Annotated in this window: 15 protein-coding genes; 4 read left to right on the top strand and 11 right to left on the bottom strand. The window is 43.3% G+C overall.

The features are described 5' to 3' along the window. Nucleotides 1–35: 35 nt before the first annotated feature. The 3 genes from pcrA to NSU11_RS03430 form a co-directional block, all read right to left on the bottom strand. On the bottom strand, nucleotides 36–2,258 hold the full coding sequence (gene pcrA, locus NSU11_RS03440) for a DNA helicase PcrA (protein ID WP_024426683.1): 2,223 nt from the start codon (nucleotides 2,256–2,258) through the stop codon (nucleotides 36–38). Nucleotides 2,259–2,315: 57 nt separating this feature from the next. Then, on the bottom strand, nucleotides 2,316–3,008 hold the full coding sequence (locus tag NSU11_RS03435; protein WP_151040298.1) for a heptaprenylglyceryl phosphate synthase: 693 nt from the start codon (nucleotides 3,006–3,008) through the stop codon (nucleotides 2,316–2,318). A gap of 187 nt (nucleotides 3,009–3,195) precedes the next feature. Continuing rightward, nucleotides 3,196–3,711, bottom strand: coding sequence for a hypothetical protein (locus tag NSU11_RS03430; protein ID WP_117612521.1), 516 nt, complete (start codon nucleotides 3,709–3,711; stop codon nucleotides 3,196–3,198). Between the two features lie 563 nt (nucleotides 3,712–4,274). Here NSU11_RS03430 and NSU11_RS03425 point away from each other — a divergent pair. Next, entirely contained in the window at nucleotides 4,275–4,640 is a 366-nt protein-coding gene (locus NSU11_RS03425) for a DUF2283 domain-containing protein (protein ID WP_024424526.1), read from the top strand. Between the two features lie 23 nt (nucleotides 4,641–4,663). Here the strand turns inward: NSU11_RS03425 and NSU11_RS03420 are convergent, their stop codons facing one another. Next, on the bottom strand, nucleotides 4,664–4,894 hold the full coding sequence (locus tag NSU11_RS03420; protein ID WP_003214314.1) for a hypothetical protein: 231 nt from the start codon (nucleotides 4,892–4,894) through the stop codon (nucleotides 4,664–4,666). Between the two features lie 139 nt (nucleotides 4,895–5,033). On the opposite strand from NSU11_RS03420, the gene NSU11_RS03415 reads away from it, so the two are divergent. Beyond that, on the top strand, nucleotides 5,034–6,614 hold the full coding sequence (locus NSU11_RS03415; protein ID WP_151040302.1) for an FMN-binding glutamate synthase family protein: 1,581 nt from the start codon (nucleotides 5,034–5,036) through the stop codon (nucleotides 6,612–6,614). 242 nt (nucleotides 6,615–6,856) lie between these two features. On the opposite strand, the gene NSU11_RS03410 is transcribed toward NSU11_RS03415, so the two are convergent. Beyond that, entirely contained in the window at nucleotides 6,857–7,171 is a 315-nt protein-coding gene (locus tag NSU11_RS03410) for a YerC/YecD family TrpR-related protein (protein ID WP_024424524.1), read from the bottom strand. Between the two features lie 559 nt (nucleotides 7,172–7,730). Then, nucleotides 7,731–9,473, bottom strand: a complete 1,743-nt coding sequence (locus NSU11_RS03405) for an adenine deaminase C-terminal domain-containing protein (RefSeq protein ID WP_087976810.1) — start codon at nucleotides 9,471–9,473, stop codon at nucleotides 7,731–7,733. A gap of 125 nt (nucleotides 9,474–9,598) precedes the next feature. Here NSU11_RS03405 and NSU11_RS03400 point away from each other — a divergent pair, with 125 nt between their 5' ends. Beyond that, nucleotides 9,599–9,820 (top strand): DUF2892 domain-containing protein, encoded by a 222-nt coding sequence (locus tag NSU11_RS03400; protein WP_024424522.1) that lies wholly within the window; start codon nucleotides 9,599–9,601, stop codon nucleotides 9,818–9,820. 31 nt (nucleotides 9,821–9,851) lie between these two features. Here NSU11_RS03400 and NSU11_RS03395 read toward each other — a convergent pair whose 3' ends face one another. The 4 genes from NSU11_RS03395 to NSU11_RS03380 are packed head-to-tail and all read right to left on the bottom strand — an operon-like array spanning nucleotide 9,852 to nucleotide 13,837. After that, nucleotides 9,852–11,117: a peptidase gene (locus NSU11_RS03395; RefSeq protein ID WP_073204129.1), complete on the bottom strand. Its 1,266-nt coding sequence runs from the start codon at nucleotides 11,115–11,117 to the stop codon at nucleotides 9,852–9,854. Between the two features lie 15 nt (nucleotides 11,118–11,132). Then, on the bottom strand, nucleotides 11,133–11,798 hold the full coding sequence (locus NSU11_RS03390) for a 3-oxoacid CoA-transferase subunit B (RefSeq protein ID WP_024424520.1): 666 nt from the start codon (nucleotides 11,796–11,798) through the stop codon (nucleotides 11,133–11,135). Further along, nucleotides 11,774–12,460 (bottom strand): CoA transferase subunit A, encoded by a 687-nt coding sequence (locus tag NSU11_RS03385; protein WP_084096353.1) that lies wholly within the window; start codon nucleotides 12,458–12,460, stop codon nucleotides 11,774–11,776. Before NSU11_RS03385 ends, NSU11_RS03390 begins: the two co-directional genes overlap by 25 nt. Nucleotides 12,461–12,472: 12 nt before the next feature. Continuing rightward, a complete protein-coding gene (locus NSU11_RS03380; RefSeq protein WP_039176960.1) occupies nucleotides 12,473–13,837 on the bottom strand; it encodes an aspartate aminotransferase family protein in 1,365 nt (454 codons plus the stop codon). 191 nt (nucleotides 13,838–14,028) lie between these two features. On the opposite strand from NSU11_RS03380, the gene NSU11_RS03375 reads away from it, so the two are divergent. Continuing rightward, nucleotides 14,029–15,687 (top strand): PucR family transcriptional regulator, encoded by a 1,659-nt coding sequence (locus NSU11_RS03375; protein WP_185854154.1) that lies wholly within the window; start codon nucleotides 14,029–14,031, stop codon nucleotides 15,685–15,687. On the opposite strand, the gene ablB is transcribed toward NSU11_RS03375, so the two are convergent. Next, nucleotides 15,682–16,527 carry a putative beta-lysine N-acetyltransferase gene (ablB, locus tag NSU11_RS03370; RefSeq protein WP_056767534.1) on the bottom strand — a complete coding sequence of 282 codons (846 nt, stop codon included), beginning with the start codon at nucleotides 16,525–16,527 and terminating at the stop codon, nucleotides 15,682–15,684. The two genes, NSU11_RS03375 and ablB, sit on opposite strands and share 6 nt — an antisense overlap. Nucleotides 16,528–16,538: the final 11 nt, after the last annotated feature.

Genomic DNA, 16,538 nt, shown 5'->3' with positions numbered 1-16,538 from the left:
CCTTTCAATTCATCCGTTTTGTCAGTCCTATCAGTTTATTGCTTCTCGATTGGTGCAAATGCTGCGAGAAGACGCTTAATGCCTGTAGGGCTTGGGAACGCAATGTCAAGCTCTGTGCTGTCTCCGCTGCCTTTCACACTCACAACCGTACCAACGCCCCATTTTTTATGGGCCGCTTTATCGCCCACAGCCCAGCCAATACTGCCGCCGCCTGTGTTTTGAATCGTTTGTGTTTGCGGACGTGAGACAGGTCCCCGTCTTTGCGGTCTTTCTCTTGTTTGGCCAAACGGTGTTTTTGTTTCTTTTTTCTCATTTAGGTTGTCCAATAAATCGGCTGGTATTTCTCGAATGAATCTAGATTCAAGGTTCATGTTTGTCCGGCCGAAAAGTGTTCTCATTTTCGCACTTGATAAATAAAGCTCTTCTTCAGCCCGTGTGATGCCAACATAAGCGAGGCGGCGCTCTTCTTCCATCTCTGCATCTTCCATTAATGAACGGCTGTGCGGGAAGACACCTTCCTCCATTCCCATTAAGAAAACAACAGGGAATTCTAGACCTTTTGCGGCGTGAAGTGTCATTAAGATGACAGCATCCTGATCTTCTTCTTCATTCTCATCCAGCTTATCAATGTCTGCGACGAGGGCGAGATCTGTCAGGAAGGTCACAAGTGACTTGTCTTCATTTTGTTCTTCAAAGTTCTTAGTGACGGATAGAAACTCGTCAATATTTTCTAAGCGGCTTTGTGCTTCAATCGTTTTTTCGAGCTTCAGCGCTTCACGATAGCCTGTTTTCTCTAGAATTTCTTCTGTTAATTCAGTGACAGATAAATAGTCCTGCATGTTCGTCATTTGATCAATGAGCTGTTTGAACTCATCAAGCGCATTGGCTGCCCGTGCACTCAGTCCAATGAAATCCACCTGACCAAGTGCTTCAAACATAGACAGGTCATTCATCTCCGCATATGCTGCAATTTTATCAACAGATGTCGCACCGATTCCGCGCTTTGGTACGTTGACAATTCGTGCAAAACTAATATCGTCATCTGGGTTTGCCACTAGGCGTAAGTATGCCAAAATGTCCTTGATCTCTTTTCTGTCATAGAACTTTGTGCCGCCGACAATGTTGTATTGAATGTTGGCTTTCATTAACGTTTCCTCTATGACACGAGACTGGGCATTTGTCCGGTAAAGGATCGCAAAATCGGATAATTTGCGCTTTCCGCTCTGATGAAGCTGACGAATCTTTCCTGCGACAAATTGACCCTCACCAAATTCATTATCTGCACGATAATAGGCAATCTTCGCTCCTTCATCATTTTCTGTCCAAAGATTTTTCGGCTTCCGGTTTGCATTGTTTTGAATGACCGTATTTGCGGCATGCAAAATGCGTTTCGTCGATCTGTAATTTTGCTCAAGCAGAATCACTTCACTGGATGGATAATCTTTTTCAAAGGAGAGAATGTTTGTAATATCCGCTCCGCGCCAGCGATAAATAGACTGATCCGAGTCACCGACAACACATATATTTTGAAAGCGCTGCGCGAGCAGTTTCACAAGCATGTACTGTGCTCTGTTCGTATCCTGATACTCATCGACATGAATGTATTGGAATTTCCGCTGATAGTGCTCTAACACTTCAGGAATGCGCTCAAACAGACGAATTGTCATCATAATTAAATCATCAAAGTCGAGTGATTGGTTTTTGAGTAAACGCTTTTGATAATCTGTATAGACATCGCTGACCACTTGATCATAGAAATCACCAGCTGTTTTGGCGTATTCCTCTGCGTCAATGAGTTCGTTTTTTGCACTGCTGATTGATCCTAAAATACTGCGCGGGTCGAACTTTTTAGGATCGATATTCCGTTCTTTTAAAATGTTTTTGATGACTGAAAGCTGGTCAGATGTGTCTAAAATAGAGAAGTTGCGATTTACACCAATGCGGTCAATATCACGTCTTAAAATGCGGACACACATGCTGTGGAACGTAGAGATCCAGATGTCATCAGCGCCAGGCCCTAAAATAGCTTGGACACGTTCACGCATTTCACGTGCTGCTTTATTTGTAAATGTAATCGCTAAAATGTTCCACGGAGCCACATGCTTTTCTGCCATCAAGTAGGCAATTCGATGTGTGAGCACCCGTGTCTTCCCGCTTCCTGCTCCTGCCATCAACAATAAAGGACCGTCTGTTGCTTTGACTGCTTCTTTCTGTGCGTCATTCAGCCCTTCTAATAGATGATTCGATATTTCATTCATTCCATTCACCGCCAATTCGAACTTATGTTCTATTTTAACCCGTTTCGTCTTATTTGACTATGATGACTTTTTGACTGCATCCACTGTTTTTAATGCTTCTTTGAAATTGTCATAAATGACATTTCCTACAACCACGACGTCTGCATGCTGGGAGAAGTCTTTTGCCTGCTTAGCGTTCTCGATGCCGCCGCCATAAAAAAGAACTGTTTCATCAAGCACTGCTTTTGTTTCTTTGACAAGCTCTATGTCTCCAAGCGTTCCGCTGTATTCCAGATAAAAAATGGGCAGCTTCATCAAATGCTCTGCCACTCTCGCATATGCCCTGACGTCATCGATATCCAGCGCTGTATTTGCCTCTGTGAGCTTGGCCGCTTTACACTCTTCATTTAAGATGACATAACCTTCAGGCACAATCTCTTCCATTGACATCAAATCACCGAATTCCTTCATCGCGTCCTTATGGAGCCCAACAATCCAGTCAGGGTGAGAGCTGTTTAAAACGGTCGGGATGAAATACAGATCAAAGCCAGGCACAATCATCTCATGTGTGGAGATTTCGAGCACACATGGCACTAGAAACCGGCGGACTTTTGACATCAATTGAAGCACGTTGTCCTCTGTCACATGATCACTTCCGCCAATCAATATGGCATCCGTCCCAGATTCGCAAATCGCTTCTAGCTGTTCATCAGAAATTTCTTTATTTGGATCGAGTTTAAAGACATGCTTCCACTCGGTAACATCATACATGAAAAACGTTCCTCCATTCGTTTCATTCCATTTAAATATTATAACAAAATCAGTGTCTGCAAAAAATGGGTAACCTCCTTTAGCTAAAAGTTTCATTCTTTTGAAAATGGGTGGCGTGATTTAAAGATTTAGAAACAAAAAAGCAGATGCTAAGCATCTGCTTTCTTAATAAATGAACACATTTTTTTTATTTTTCAAGTGGAGCAACTTGTGCTGTTGGTGCACCACATAGCAAGAAAAAGCCAAATAATACAGGAGGTGATACCGCAATTCCAGTTAAAGTTAGGAACCCTAGAACACTTAACCATTCACCTTTTTCAATAGCCTTTTGAACCTGATTTAAAGCCCCCTTGGTTATACCAAGAGCATCTTCAAGACAACGTTGAACAGTGTTTTTTTGTGTAGTAGCAATACCTTTTTGTTGATTCATATAGTTCGCAAAAGCGATCATGCCTTCTTTTTGATAAACTGGGTATGAAGCTTTTTCTAATTCCTTTTCGTTAACAACATAACCTGCTTCGTCATCAAATACTAGAATTTTAGTAAAGATATACTCTATTTCAGCTACAGATTTTTCAATTTGTTCTTTTGTTAACCCTTTCAATCCAGCCTCAGGATTTACTGAATTTTCAGCTGATGCTACTGGCACTATTGTTGCAATAGAAAGTAATAAAGCCAATGTGAATACAAATAATTTTTTCATCAATGTATAAACTCCCCTTTTCCTTAAAATAACCTACAAAAAAACCATAAATTTGATTTTATGGTCATTTTTGATAATAACATATAGTGTTAGTTTATTTTTCGTTTTAAGGTAGAAATAAGTTGTTTTTACATAAATAGTGCTAATTCGACTTTTTTCGCAGAATTATGAGACTGTTAAAACCACAAATGAGATTCCCCAAGTTAATACTCCAAATAAAATAAAATATTTTAGAAAAAGTTCAAAATTAGTGAGCTTCCTCTCATTTCTAGTTTTCTTAAGTCTCCAATAAAAAGCATATGCGCACAACACAAGTACTATATGGCTCAGTTCAGACATTTTTTCAAAAAAATACAAATCCGCCATTTATAATTCATCTCCAATATAGTTAATTTATCCCTTTAAAGTATATACAAAGATACATTCGTTGCACATCCTGCTATGTTCTTAATTTTAGTTTATTATAATAATTGATATTCTTTAATTTATTTTCGATACCCATTCATAATTTCAAATCTCGTTAATTAGCTACAGTTAAAATTAAAATGAAACAGGTGACCCCATTGAAAAGAACGATCACATATGAACAAAATATAGACATCGGATACATCTATATCACCCCGCAAGCGGAGCATATGAAAATCAAAGAAACCATTGAATTAGATGTCAATGAATGTGTCAATGTAGATATCGACAAAGAGGGCCGAGTGGCTGGCTTGGAGTTATTTGCAGAAGAATCCAAGGTCCTGCGGAACGTACCGGTATATGAGGATGAGCTTTCTTTACGTTTGACGGATCAGGAAATTCTCTCAACCTATCAACTGTCAGGCGTTGAATTCCAATTCTCAACACCTGATCACAATGGGCTGATCGGTTTTACTATTGTCGATCCTCTTCGCTATAACATCACAAGAAAAAAACCGTTTTGATCTTTCAAAACGGTTTTTTCAAACTATTGTCTCACTTCATTAAAATAATGAACGGATGTCATGGCCCCTTCGTCGACCATCTTGTTGTCTTGGATATCTAATGGATCTGGGTGGCCGGCTTTTTCAGGAATCTTTTCATCTGACCGGAACATGCTTGCCCATTTTTTCAGATGCTGTTTATTTTTTACCGCTAATAACACAGCTCCTCCAACCCCTAATCCTGCAAGTACATACGCATTTGGACGCTTATTCATGTATGTTCCCTCCCCTTATGATCTTATTTGTAAGTTACCCCGCCTTTTCATTTCTAAACGTCACAATATGCTGGTGTGGTTTCTCTTTCATTAAAAAGTGGAATAACAACAGCAATGAAAGAGAAAAGAGGGGATCTTCATGACAACAACTTTAATTGTCATCGGCGCATTGCTAGTCATTTGTTTGATCATCCCAATCATTCTATTGATCTGGATTTGGATGAGGGATGAAAAACAAGAGGAACATTCAGTTCTGCGAAATTATCCGGTCATTGGAAAGCTGCGGTTTATTTTTGAAAAAATAGGACCTGAGCTTCGCCAATATCTGTTTCTGAATGACCGAGAGGAGCTGCCCTTCTCAAGAAGAGAATACGAGCAGGCAGTCATGTCAGGGAAGTACAAAAGCCGGACGATGGGCTTTGGATCAAAACGTGATTTTGACAAGCCAGGCTATTACATTCGAAACGTCCTGTTTCCAAAGCAGCGAGATGAACTACGAATCGATCAATCTGAAAAAATTAAAACAAAAGTGTATCAGATTGATCAAGACAATTTACTGCGAAGAAGTGAACATTTCAAAGAAGTCGAAGCAAATCCTTTCTTTCTCCATCAAGAGGATGTACAAGTCATTGGCGAACACACATGTCAAAAGCCTTTCCATGTGAAAGGACTGATCGGTCAATCTGCCATGAGCTACGGCTCCTTAGGCGACAGGGCGATTACAGCTCTATCCTCAGGATTAAAAATGGCCGGCGGGACGTGGATGAACACAGGTGAAGGCGGGCTTTCTCCTTATCACCTCAAAGGCGGCGCAGATATCATTTGCCAGATTGGGCCCGGTTTATTTGGCGTTAGAACAGAGGATGGCGCATTTTCCTTTGAAGAATTCAAGAAAAAAAGCGAACACGAGGAAGTCAAAGCCTTTGAACTCAAGCTGGCACAAGGAGCAAAAACACGCGGCGGTCATATTGACGGCGAAAAGGTGACGGAAGAAATAGCGAATATCCGTAAATTACCGCCTCACCAATCCATTGACAGCCCAAACCGCTTTGAGATGTTCCACTCCATTCCTGACATGTTTGATTTCATTGAACAGCTTCGGAGTATAGGCGGAAAGCCAGTTGGAATCAAACTTGTTGTCGGACATAAAGAAAATATTGAAGAGCTTGCCAGCTATATGAAAAAAAGCGGGAAACACCCTGATTTCATTACAGTGGATGGCGGAGAAGGCGGTACAGGGGCGTCCTTTCATGAATTGGCAGATTCCGCAGGGCTTCCGATTTTCACGGCACTCCCCATGGTTCATCAAATATTGAAAGAATACGGTGTCAGAGATCAAGTGAAGCTCTTTGCTTCTGGCAAGCTTCTCTCGCCTGATAAAATTGCGATTGCCCTTTCAATGGGAGCTGACTTTGTGAATATTGCCAGAGGTCTCATGTTTTCAGTCGGATGCATTCGCGCCCAAGTCTGCCACACGAATAAATGCCCAGTCGGGGTCGCCACGACTGATCCAAAGCTGCAAAAGGGTTTATCAATTGAAGAAAAAAAATACCGAGTGTGCAATTATATCCTGTCTCTTAGAGAAGGTTTGTTTAACTTATCCGCAGCTGCGGGAATAGAATCGCCTATTCATTTTAATGAAAAACATATTATTTTTAGACAAGAGAATGGCCAGACAAGCGAAGTGCCTATGTTCTCAGGCACACAGCCATCTGTCTAGCTCGAAATGGTGCGGAAACGCACCTTTTTTTATAGACATTTTTCGTATAAAGTTTGCAAGCAGTAGAGTTTAAGGAAATCATCTCAAGCGAAGAAGGCATCTCCTATGAGGGAGAAAGATGGTTTATGGGCGAGCTAAAGTAAAAAACAGAGGCACTTTATCAGCCCCTGCCCGCCTTTTCATAAAAAAACTGCAAACAAGTCCATTTTTCGTAAAAAGGATTGTTTACAGTGAAAGCTGCTTTATTTTGTTTCGTTATTTTCCTGCTGTTCTGCTACGCGGTCAAGAGCCATCGTATAGGCATCGTTTCCGTAGTTCAAGCAGCGTTTAACACGTGAGATAGTTGCAGTGCTTGCACCTGTTTCCGTCTCGATTTTATGATACGTGTTTCCCTCGCGAAGCATACGCGCTACTTCAAGACGCTGTGATAAAGATTGGATTTCATTGATGGTACATAAATCATCAAAGAATCGATAACATTCTTCCAGGTCTTTAAGGGATAAGATGGAGTTGAATAACTGATCTAAGCTTTTGCCCCTTAATTTATCAATTTGCATCTTAATACATCTTCTCCTTTACTATTGCCACACCGCTTCGCACGATCTTCTTCTAAGAAAGCGGTATCTTTCCTGACTAATTTTTTAAAACCTCAGCAATGAGCTTTGAACAGATCATGACAGGTTTGGGTCTACGCTGAAAATGCCGTCAGGTTCTTTCGTAAGCCGAAGCTTCTTTATCGTAAACAAATTCGACAAGTTCTGTCATTTTCCTTGTATGACAATCTGACAAACTTGTTTGCTTCCAGTATAAAGATGACTTCTGCTTGGTTAGGTCTTCTGCCCTCATATACAGGCTTTGTAGAAAGCTCGGCGAGACCACAAATATGCGCCCCGCCTTGCTCGGGTTATTCAAAATATGTTGGCCGGTCAGCGTAACCGGCAAATTCATTTTACAATTAGAATACTTCATTCGTCATGTCAAAGCCCTCTGCTTTGTCAACAGCTCCACATAAGATCATGATCACTTACATGGCAGTGAGAGAACCATGGCTCACTTCTGCCCTATAACAGCAGTCAGAAATGTGACAAAGATGATACAGCTCCACTCTGTTATATTTTAACGCATTATAGACGGAAAGAGTACAGTTTTTTTCATGACATCAAATATTCCTCTTGGTGTCACTCGAATATACGGCAAATGTGTACTTTGGAAAAAGACAAGTGTATCAATTGGGCAGTCAAATGGATAGCCGCGCTCAATGAGCAGCTCGCGTAATGTTTGTTCCTGCTGAAGAACAGTCTCAAACGGTTCAGCCGATGCACAGCCTGATAATTGCAGCGGGATTTCATGCAAAATTTCCCCGTTCTCTGTGAGTACGATTCCCCCGCCAATTTCTTTCATCCGCTTATGTGCCAGCATCATATCTTCTTTATTTTTCCCGATCACTAAAATGTCACCCGTGAGCGAAAATGAGCTGACAAAGCCCTGCACTTTATTTGCGAACCCTTTTAGCATCGTATTCACACGCCACTCACCTTTTCGGTCAATCAGGCTAAAGAAGCTTTGATCATGGTCACATGAGAGCTGGTTGATGGAGTTATCAATTTCCACTGTATAAGGCTCCATAATAACGGCATTTCTCATCTTGACACCTAGCGGCATAGAAAATTGCAAATCACTCATCGTGAGATCGTAGCCTAAATCTAATGGAGCCAGCCCGCCATTTTCCCATTTTGTTTCTTGGAATTGATGCTGGTTCTCGCCATCTAATTTGAGGATAATCCCTTTAGATATGACCGTTTCTGGATTTGGGTTCATTGGATCATCTAAAATATTCAAAGAAGCCAGCCGGCCTGGGCCAACAACGCCTAGTAAATCATCAATTTGATAGTATTTTGCAATGTTAAATGTCGCCATATTATACGCATCAATGATCGGCACGCCTTCTTCAAGGGCAATCGAAATCAAACGGTTAATCATGCCTTCCTCATAAAAGTGAGGGGCAGCACCATCTGTTGTATAGAAAAAATGGTCATAGTGTCTAAAGTCACGCTCATGCAGTTCTCTTAAAATGTTCACTAAATCTGGGCGGATGGAAGAATGCCGCAATGAAACATGATAGCCAAGGGACAATCGTTTTAACACATCGTCCGCATTCATCGCTTCATGATCACTGTCCGCGCCAAACAGCTTCATTTTTGTTAGCGTTTTCTCAGAAGCTCCTGGGAAATGCCCTTCAATTCGTTTTCTCTGCTTCTTCGTTTCTTGCATGCAATATAAAATGAGATCATCACCGTCCATCAATCTTGGCCAGCTTGTTAATTCGCCGCCTTGGAGGACGTCAGGATGATCAATCCATTCCTTCCGGTAGTTAACTGGCAGCATCTCATCTTCATATCTGACTTCCGTTTGAAGATCGTATCTGGACCACCAGAAATACTGAAATGGCTGCTTTTTTAATTCACATAGAGTGGAAAGCGCTTTCTTTTCATTGCTTTGCAAAAGAAGAAATAAGTTATCGCTGACCATCGTTGTTGTGCCAAATTGAGACACATATTCTGCAAGTGATTGGGGATTATAAATATGGAACGGATGCGCGTGAGGCTCTATATACCCAGGCACAATGTATTTCCCTTCACAATCAATCACACGTTTAGCTGATTTATTTTGAGGAAGCTCTGCTCCGACATAAACAATTCGATCATCATGTATCCAAATATTTGCCTTCACCCATTGCTTCAAAAACGGGTTAAGCACGAGTCCATTCGTTAAAAGGAGTGTTGGAACTATTTTTGAGTCGACTACATCGATTTGTGTGCGGATGTCATTGTTTCTCCAATTAAAAGTACGTTCGGACATTCACATACTCTCCTTCATTTGTATTAGCCCTATCGTAACATAACGAACTACGTTACGCATTAATGAAACGTTACAATTTCTTGAAATCACACTTAAAATAATTTAAAAAAGGAGATTCACCTTCAATGAAACCTAATCTCGGCTTAATGGAAGCGCTCATTAGAATTGCCTGCGGAATGACGATATGTACTGTGGCTGGATCCTTATATGCTAGAAAACCATGGAGTAAAATGCTTCTTTTGGGCATCATGTTTGGCGGTATGAAACTGGGATCTGGCATTCTTCGTTTTTGTCCAGTGACATATATGTGTGAGCAGCAGGACACACATAAAGAGAAGGCTGAGTAGGCAGCCTTCTTTTTTTGTGATCATTTTCATCTCATTCCGCTGCTTCACACCATTCTACAATTGTACCTGCAATAATTTCTGCTGCTTCAATCACATGTTCAATGTCGATGGATTCATTCGGAAAATGGGCAAGCTCCGTTGTTCCAGGTCCAAACACGATGATCGGAATACCAGCCGCCTGTGACAGTAATCCGCCGTCCGTTCCCCAAGGGGCGGCTTCGATCTTCGGCGGCTGCTTCATGACCGCTTCATATTGTTCCTTCAATAAACCTAAAAGCGGATGATCCGTATCGATTGAACCCGGAAGCCATCTTGCACCAAACCATTCGACCTCAACAGGATGCTCTTGAAACCATTCATCTTTTTCTCCGAGTCCTGCCATCCAATTTTCTAATTCCTTCTCTGCCTGTTCTACCGTTTCACCCGGCATCACCCCGAGCCTGCCTTCCATTGTGACAAGGTCTGCTACGGAGGATGGCCAATCACCGCCTTGAATTTTCCCGATATTGATTGGGATCGGGATTGGGATATGCTGAAACAGCGGCTCAGTGATTCGCTGATTTCTTTCTTCTTCAAGTGCCGCTATATGTGAAAGGACTATCGTGCTCTTTTCAATAGCAGAAACGCCGTGATATCTTGTTCCGCCATGAGCAGCCCTTCCTTTAATATGCAGTCTGAACCATTTAGATCCTTGCTGAATCGGAAAGATTTTCATATGACTTGGCTCTGGAATGATGGCTGCATCTGCTGTATATCCTCTCAGTATGGCTGCAAGGGTGCCTGCGCCGCCGCTCTCTTCTTCGACAACACTATGAAACACGACATCTCCCTTCAGCGGAATCTGAAGCGCATGCAGTGCTTCAAGTGCAAAGAGTAAAGAAACGTTTCCACCTTTCATATCTGTTGCCCCGCGTCCATAAAGTCTCCCGTTTATGATATGCCCGCTGTAGGGCGGATATGTCCATTGTTTGTGATCACCTGCCGGGACAACATCGACATGCCCATTTAATAAAATAGATTTGCCGCCCCCTTTTCCTTTCAATCGTCCGGCGACATTAGGACTTCCTTTAAAGGAACGTCTCGGGGAATAAAAATACGGGTGGTTCAGCAAGTCATCCCCGCCAATGTCCCATACGTCAACATCAAAGCCAATGGCAGAAAGCTTATTTGCTACGATTTGCTGTACTTCTTGCTCATTTCCTTGTGTGCTGTCACATTGCACCATTTGCTGAAGAAGCGTCACGGCTTCCTCCTTATGTTCTTTCATCCAGTTTCTGATACGTGTGGTTGGCTGCAAAGTCGGTCATCCTTTCTACACAACAGATTTGACATCAGGCGCTAAAATGAGCGGCGCCTCTGTCGCCCTCATGACATCTTCCGGCTGAAACGGCGGCATGACTTCACGCAAAATGAGTAGCTGTGATTTGACCTCAATGACTGCCATATCCGTAATAATCAGATCTACACAAGACTTAGCAGTTAAGGGCAGCGTGCAGGCTGCTTTTATCTTAGATTGTCCATGTTTATCAAGGTGGCTCATCACGACCACCACCTTTTTCGCTTTTTGCGCAAGTTCAATGGCTCCACCCATACCCGGCACTCGTTTCCCTGGCACAATCCAATTGGCAAGATCCCCATGACTGCTGACTTCAAGTGCACCTAAAATGGTCATATCCAGCATCCCTTTGCGAATGATGCCAAAAGCGGTTGTGCTGTCCATATATGATCCGCCTTTTGTTAACGTAATGGGAAAACCCCCGGCATTGCACAAATTCGGATCTTCTTCCCCTTGTGCTGGTGAAGCGCCTGCCCCCATAATGCCGTTTTCTGCATGCAGCCAAACGTTGTAATGCGCTGGAATGTAATCAGCCGCAAGGGTTGGGATTCCGATCCCAAGATTCACAATCATGCCATCTTCAATTTCCTGTGCCGCGCGTTTGGCTATGCGGTGTCTTAAATCGATGTCTCCCATGCCCATGTCCAGTTCACTCCTTTTGATTGCACGATCTGGTTCACAAATACGCCTGGTGTGACGATTTCCTCTGGATGAAGCCCGCCCACAGGCACAATCTCTTCTACTTCCGCAATGGTCCAGTCTCCTGCCATCGCCACAATCGGGTTTGTATTCCGTGCACTTTTATCAAAAATCAGGTTGCCTGCTTCATCTGCTTTGAGGGCATTCACAATCGCGATATCCGCGGTCAGTGCAGGCTCAAGAATATACTTCTTTCCATCCAGCTGAACCAATTGTTTCTCATCAAGATTGAGGCTATCCATGCCGACATCTGTCACAATGCCCGCTAAACCCATCCCCCCTGCCCTGATCTTTTCTGCTAGGATGCCCTGCGGGTAAAAAAGAACGTCTAGTGTATCTGCCTGCATTTTCTGCCCGGCAATTGGATTTGAGCCAATATGAGAGGCAATGATTTTCTTCACTCTTCCTTCTGTGATCAGCCTGCCAACACCGATTTGCGGGAAGCCTGCATCGTTTCCGATCAATGTCAGGTCTTTAATATTGGCTTCTAGGATGGCATCGATCAATGATGGCGGGGACCCCACACCGCCAAACCCGCCAAACATAATGGTCATTCCGTCTCTAAAATGCGTGATGACTTGATCTAAGTTCGCTGTTTTGTTCATCATCTTTCCTCCCTACATGGCAGATGGGAAAAACCCTCGATTGATGACTTCTTGCTCGACCTGCGTCATTGTCTGCCCGAATAAATGAATCAGTTCATCCATCTCCTGCTGCGTAATGGAAAGCGGCGGTGCGATCATGACCGCTGCACCTCCTACACCATCCTCTCCAGCGCTTGCTGGGTAAACAAGCAAACCATTTTGCTTGGCCGTCTCCACAACTAAATGTGTCATTTGAGCATGAGCAGGAAATGGTGTTTTCGATAATCGGTCTGCGACAAATTCAATGCCAATGAGCAGCCCCTTTCCTCTCACATCTCCTATGATGGAATGATTTGTTTGCAAATCCTTTAAAGCATTCATTAAATATCGGCCAGACAGATCAGCCCGTTCTGAAAGCTGGTGTTTTTTCATATATCGAATGACAGCCAGTGAGACGGCTGCTGAAAGCGGATTGCCGCTATAAGTGTGGCCTGCCATCACAGAGCCCGAACCGCTGAGAATCGGTGCAATCACATGATCCGCTGAGACAGCTGCCGCAATCGGTGAATAGCCGGCGCTCATGCCTTTTCCGAGTACCATAATATCTGGTACGACGCCCCAATGTTCCATGGCAAACATTTTCCCAGTTCGTCCAAAGCCTGTCATGACTTCATCTGCAATCATTAAAATATCGTTTTCCTCACAAACTCGCTTCATCGCCGCAAAATATCCATCTGGCGGAACAAGCGCCGCGCCCGCTGCTCCAACAATCGGCTCTGCAATAAAAGCCGCAATCCTCTCTTTTCCTATACGCTGGATGACGGTTTTAAATTCCTGTACATACCATTCGACCTGCTTGCTTTCTTCCTTTGGCAGCCACGAACGATAGCTGTATGGCGGAGACAGCACCGGGTGTTTTTCGAGCAGTGGTTCAAAGCGCTCTCTCCTTGCAATATGTCCTGACATCGACAGCGCACCGAGTGTGATGCCGTGATAACTCATCCATCTTGAGATGATGTGATTCTTCTCAGCCTTCCCCTGCTCCTGCCAATGCTGAATGGCTATTTTCATGGCGGTTTCTGTTGCCTCTGATCCGCTTCCGACAAAAAAAGACCAGTTCAGGTTCCCTGGGCAGAGTGTACTCAATTCATAGGCAAGTTCTTCTGCTGGTTCATTTGTGAATTGTGACCTGTACGTAAAGCTCACCTTTTCCGCTTGCTCTGTCATGGCATCAATGATGTCTCGTATGCCATGTCCAATACTCGCCGTGACAGCACCCGATGAGCCGTCTAAATATTTTTTCCCGTCCCGATCATATAAATAAATCCCCTCTCCTTTCACAGCCACAGGATAATGCTGATTCAACATTGGTTTGATTAAGTAATCCCGGGTCTCCACTTTGTCATTCCTCCCTCTCTCGTCAGCAGCTGCATCTTTCTTTTTTCATGAATCGCAAGAAAATTTTGTATACTTGTTATAAGATTAGCTTAATCAAGAGGGCAGTCATCCTCCATTCGCCACATGCCCGAATTTCACACGCATTTTTTATACATCGTGTATAAGAGTGTTCAAAAGGAGGTCATGAGTCTATGGCGATTCTCGTCAAAGATGCACTCTCGCTCGATATCATGAAGGAAACAAAGCTGCTTGCTGGGGAAAATGGACTAGACCGCCTCATTCAGTGGGTGACCATCGTGGAAATTATCGAAGATACTTCAAGGCTTTCAGAAGGGGAGCTGCTCGTCACAACCGGCTTTGGGCTTGCAGACAATCTAGAAAGGCGTGCCCGGCTTGAGGAGCTGATTCAATCTCAACGTCTATCGGCCATTGCGATTTATAAAGGCGTATACTTAACGGAAATTCCGGCATCACTGATCGAAGCTGCCAAAAACAGCGGCATTCCACTCATCGAGATTCCTTCACATGTCAACTTCTCAGACATTACAAAAGCCGTTCTAGAGCAAATCGTCAGCAGCCAGCTCCATCAGCTTAAATATTCTTCAGCCATTCACCAAAGACTAACCCATTTAAATGTCAGCAATAAAAATGTCACCCAAATTACAGATGAGCTGGCACATCTCACTTCGGCGAACATCGTTGTGCTTGATGTTTTTTTACAGCAAACAGCAGCTCATCTCATCAAAGATGAAGTGACGTACTCTCCTGCTTTTGGCTTTTTGACAGATCATGAACCAATCGAAACGACGCCTCTTCTCAAGCAGGCTGAGGAGAAAGGAAGGCTCGTTTATGACACGTGCGGTGCGTTTGTCCTCGCTGCATGCCCAGTAATTGCGATGGGCGATATTTTCGGATTTATTGTATCTTTAAAGAAAAAGGATGCGTGGCATCATCTCGACGCGATTGCCATCGAGCATGCCGGGGCGGTGTATGCGATTGAATGGCTGAAGCAAAAAGCCATTCAAGATACAGAAAACCAAATGCAAGGTCATTTGTTAGATGATATTTTGCAGCAGCAATACACAGAAGAAAGCTATGTGGTCGAACAGGCAACAAAGCTGCAATACGATATGAGCGATGAGCAGGTGGTCATCTACTTTCAATTTCAGCATCAGCACACACAGCTCGATCACCAAATGATGCAGCGCCTATCTCAATTACTCACGTCGATATTTGAACGCAGACATATTCCTTTTTTACTTAAGACAAGGCTCGATTCCATTTTTGTTCTTACACCAGCAGGAAAAAAAGCGTTTCAAGAAGCGGAGTGGTATCGTGCAGCAGAAGAGTGCCGAAGCACTTGGTCTTATTTTTTTCCCGTCCACCCGATTGTGATTGGCATTGGGAGAGCCTATGACCAGATCGGTCTCTTTTCAAAAAGCGCGAAGGAAGCGCAGTATGCAGCAAGGCTTCTTCCGCTTTTAAAGACAGACGAATGCATCATTCATTATCAAAAGCTCGGCTTATACGGGATGCTGCTTGAAATGAATGAAGCGGGTATGAATTTGCATGACTTTTACGTGGAGCTGTTAAGTCCCTTGCTTTATACGAAAAAACAGGGCGCTGACCTGATCCATACACTCGAAGTGTATTTGGCACACAATGAAAATATTCAAAAATCTGCGGGAGAATTGTTTATTCACAGGCATACATTAAGCTACCGGCTGAAACAAATTGAAACGAGAACAGGCTGCAGCCTCAAATCAACAGATGATCGGATGAAGCTGCAGCTCAGTATCATGGCGTACCGCCTATCTGGTCTGCTTGATCAGATGAGAACCATTTCATGATTCATTCGGCGTTTTCACCCATAGATTCATATCTTCAATTTTGTCAAAAATATAGCAGTTGTTTTGGAAACGCCCGGTATACGTATAGCCGAGCTGATAAAACACTTGGTTCATTCCATAGGACAGTGCACGTGCGAGAGAATAAAAGACATAGATGTGCATGGATTGAAGTTCTTTTTCGAGTGCTAGAATCAAATGATGCATGAATCCTAGTTTTCTGTATGATGGAAGGGTCGCACAATCTGTTAATTCCGCATGACCATACGGCGCATTGATTTCAGCGGATGCTGCACTCACAATGTGACCGTCATGTTCAACGGCATAAAAGACGGTCCCTTCCTCCATCACCTTTTGGATGTAATCTGGCTCATTCATTGGCGTAGGATACGTTTCAAAAACGGCATCATAGAGCTTTGCCAGCTTGTGAATATCCTGCGTATCCGCTTTCCGCATCACATACTCATCCTGCCACGTGCCTTGGTCTTTTTTGAGAGGCTTTTCCTGAATAGACGCAACAATTTCATCTTCCTTCAGCCAATACGGGCTGTTCATTCGATCCTCCGTCAGAAAGAGCGACATGCCGTACGCATCACTTCCAAGAAAATAATGAGAAAACACGCCTTCAAGCCGAAAGCCTTTTTCTAAAAAAAGAGGCATATGCTCACGCCTGACTTTCACAATGACCTTAGAAGCCTTGGAGTCTGCCGCTTCCTGAAGAACCGACTGAATCACATCCCGCACCCTGCCGCTGTAGTCATCCAAACGGATTCGCTCATTAAATGAATCAATACAGATCGAGGCAGAAAAACGCTTGTTCGCAAGTTCCTTCAATTGCACCATATACTCATCCT

It is taken from the genome of Bacillus sp. FSL R5-0712, from assembly GCF_038593285.1.
GTDB classification, from domain to species: Bacteria; Bacillota; Bacilli; order Bacillales; family Bacillaceae; genus Bacillus; species Bacillus safensis.
This window is presented reverse-complemented; position numbering and strand designations above follow the sequence as displayed.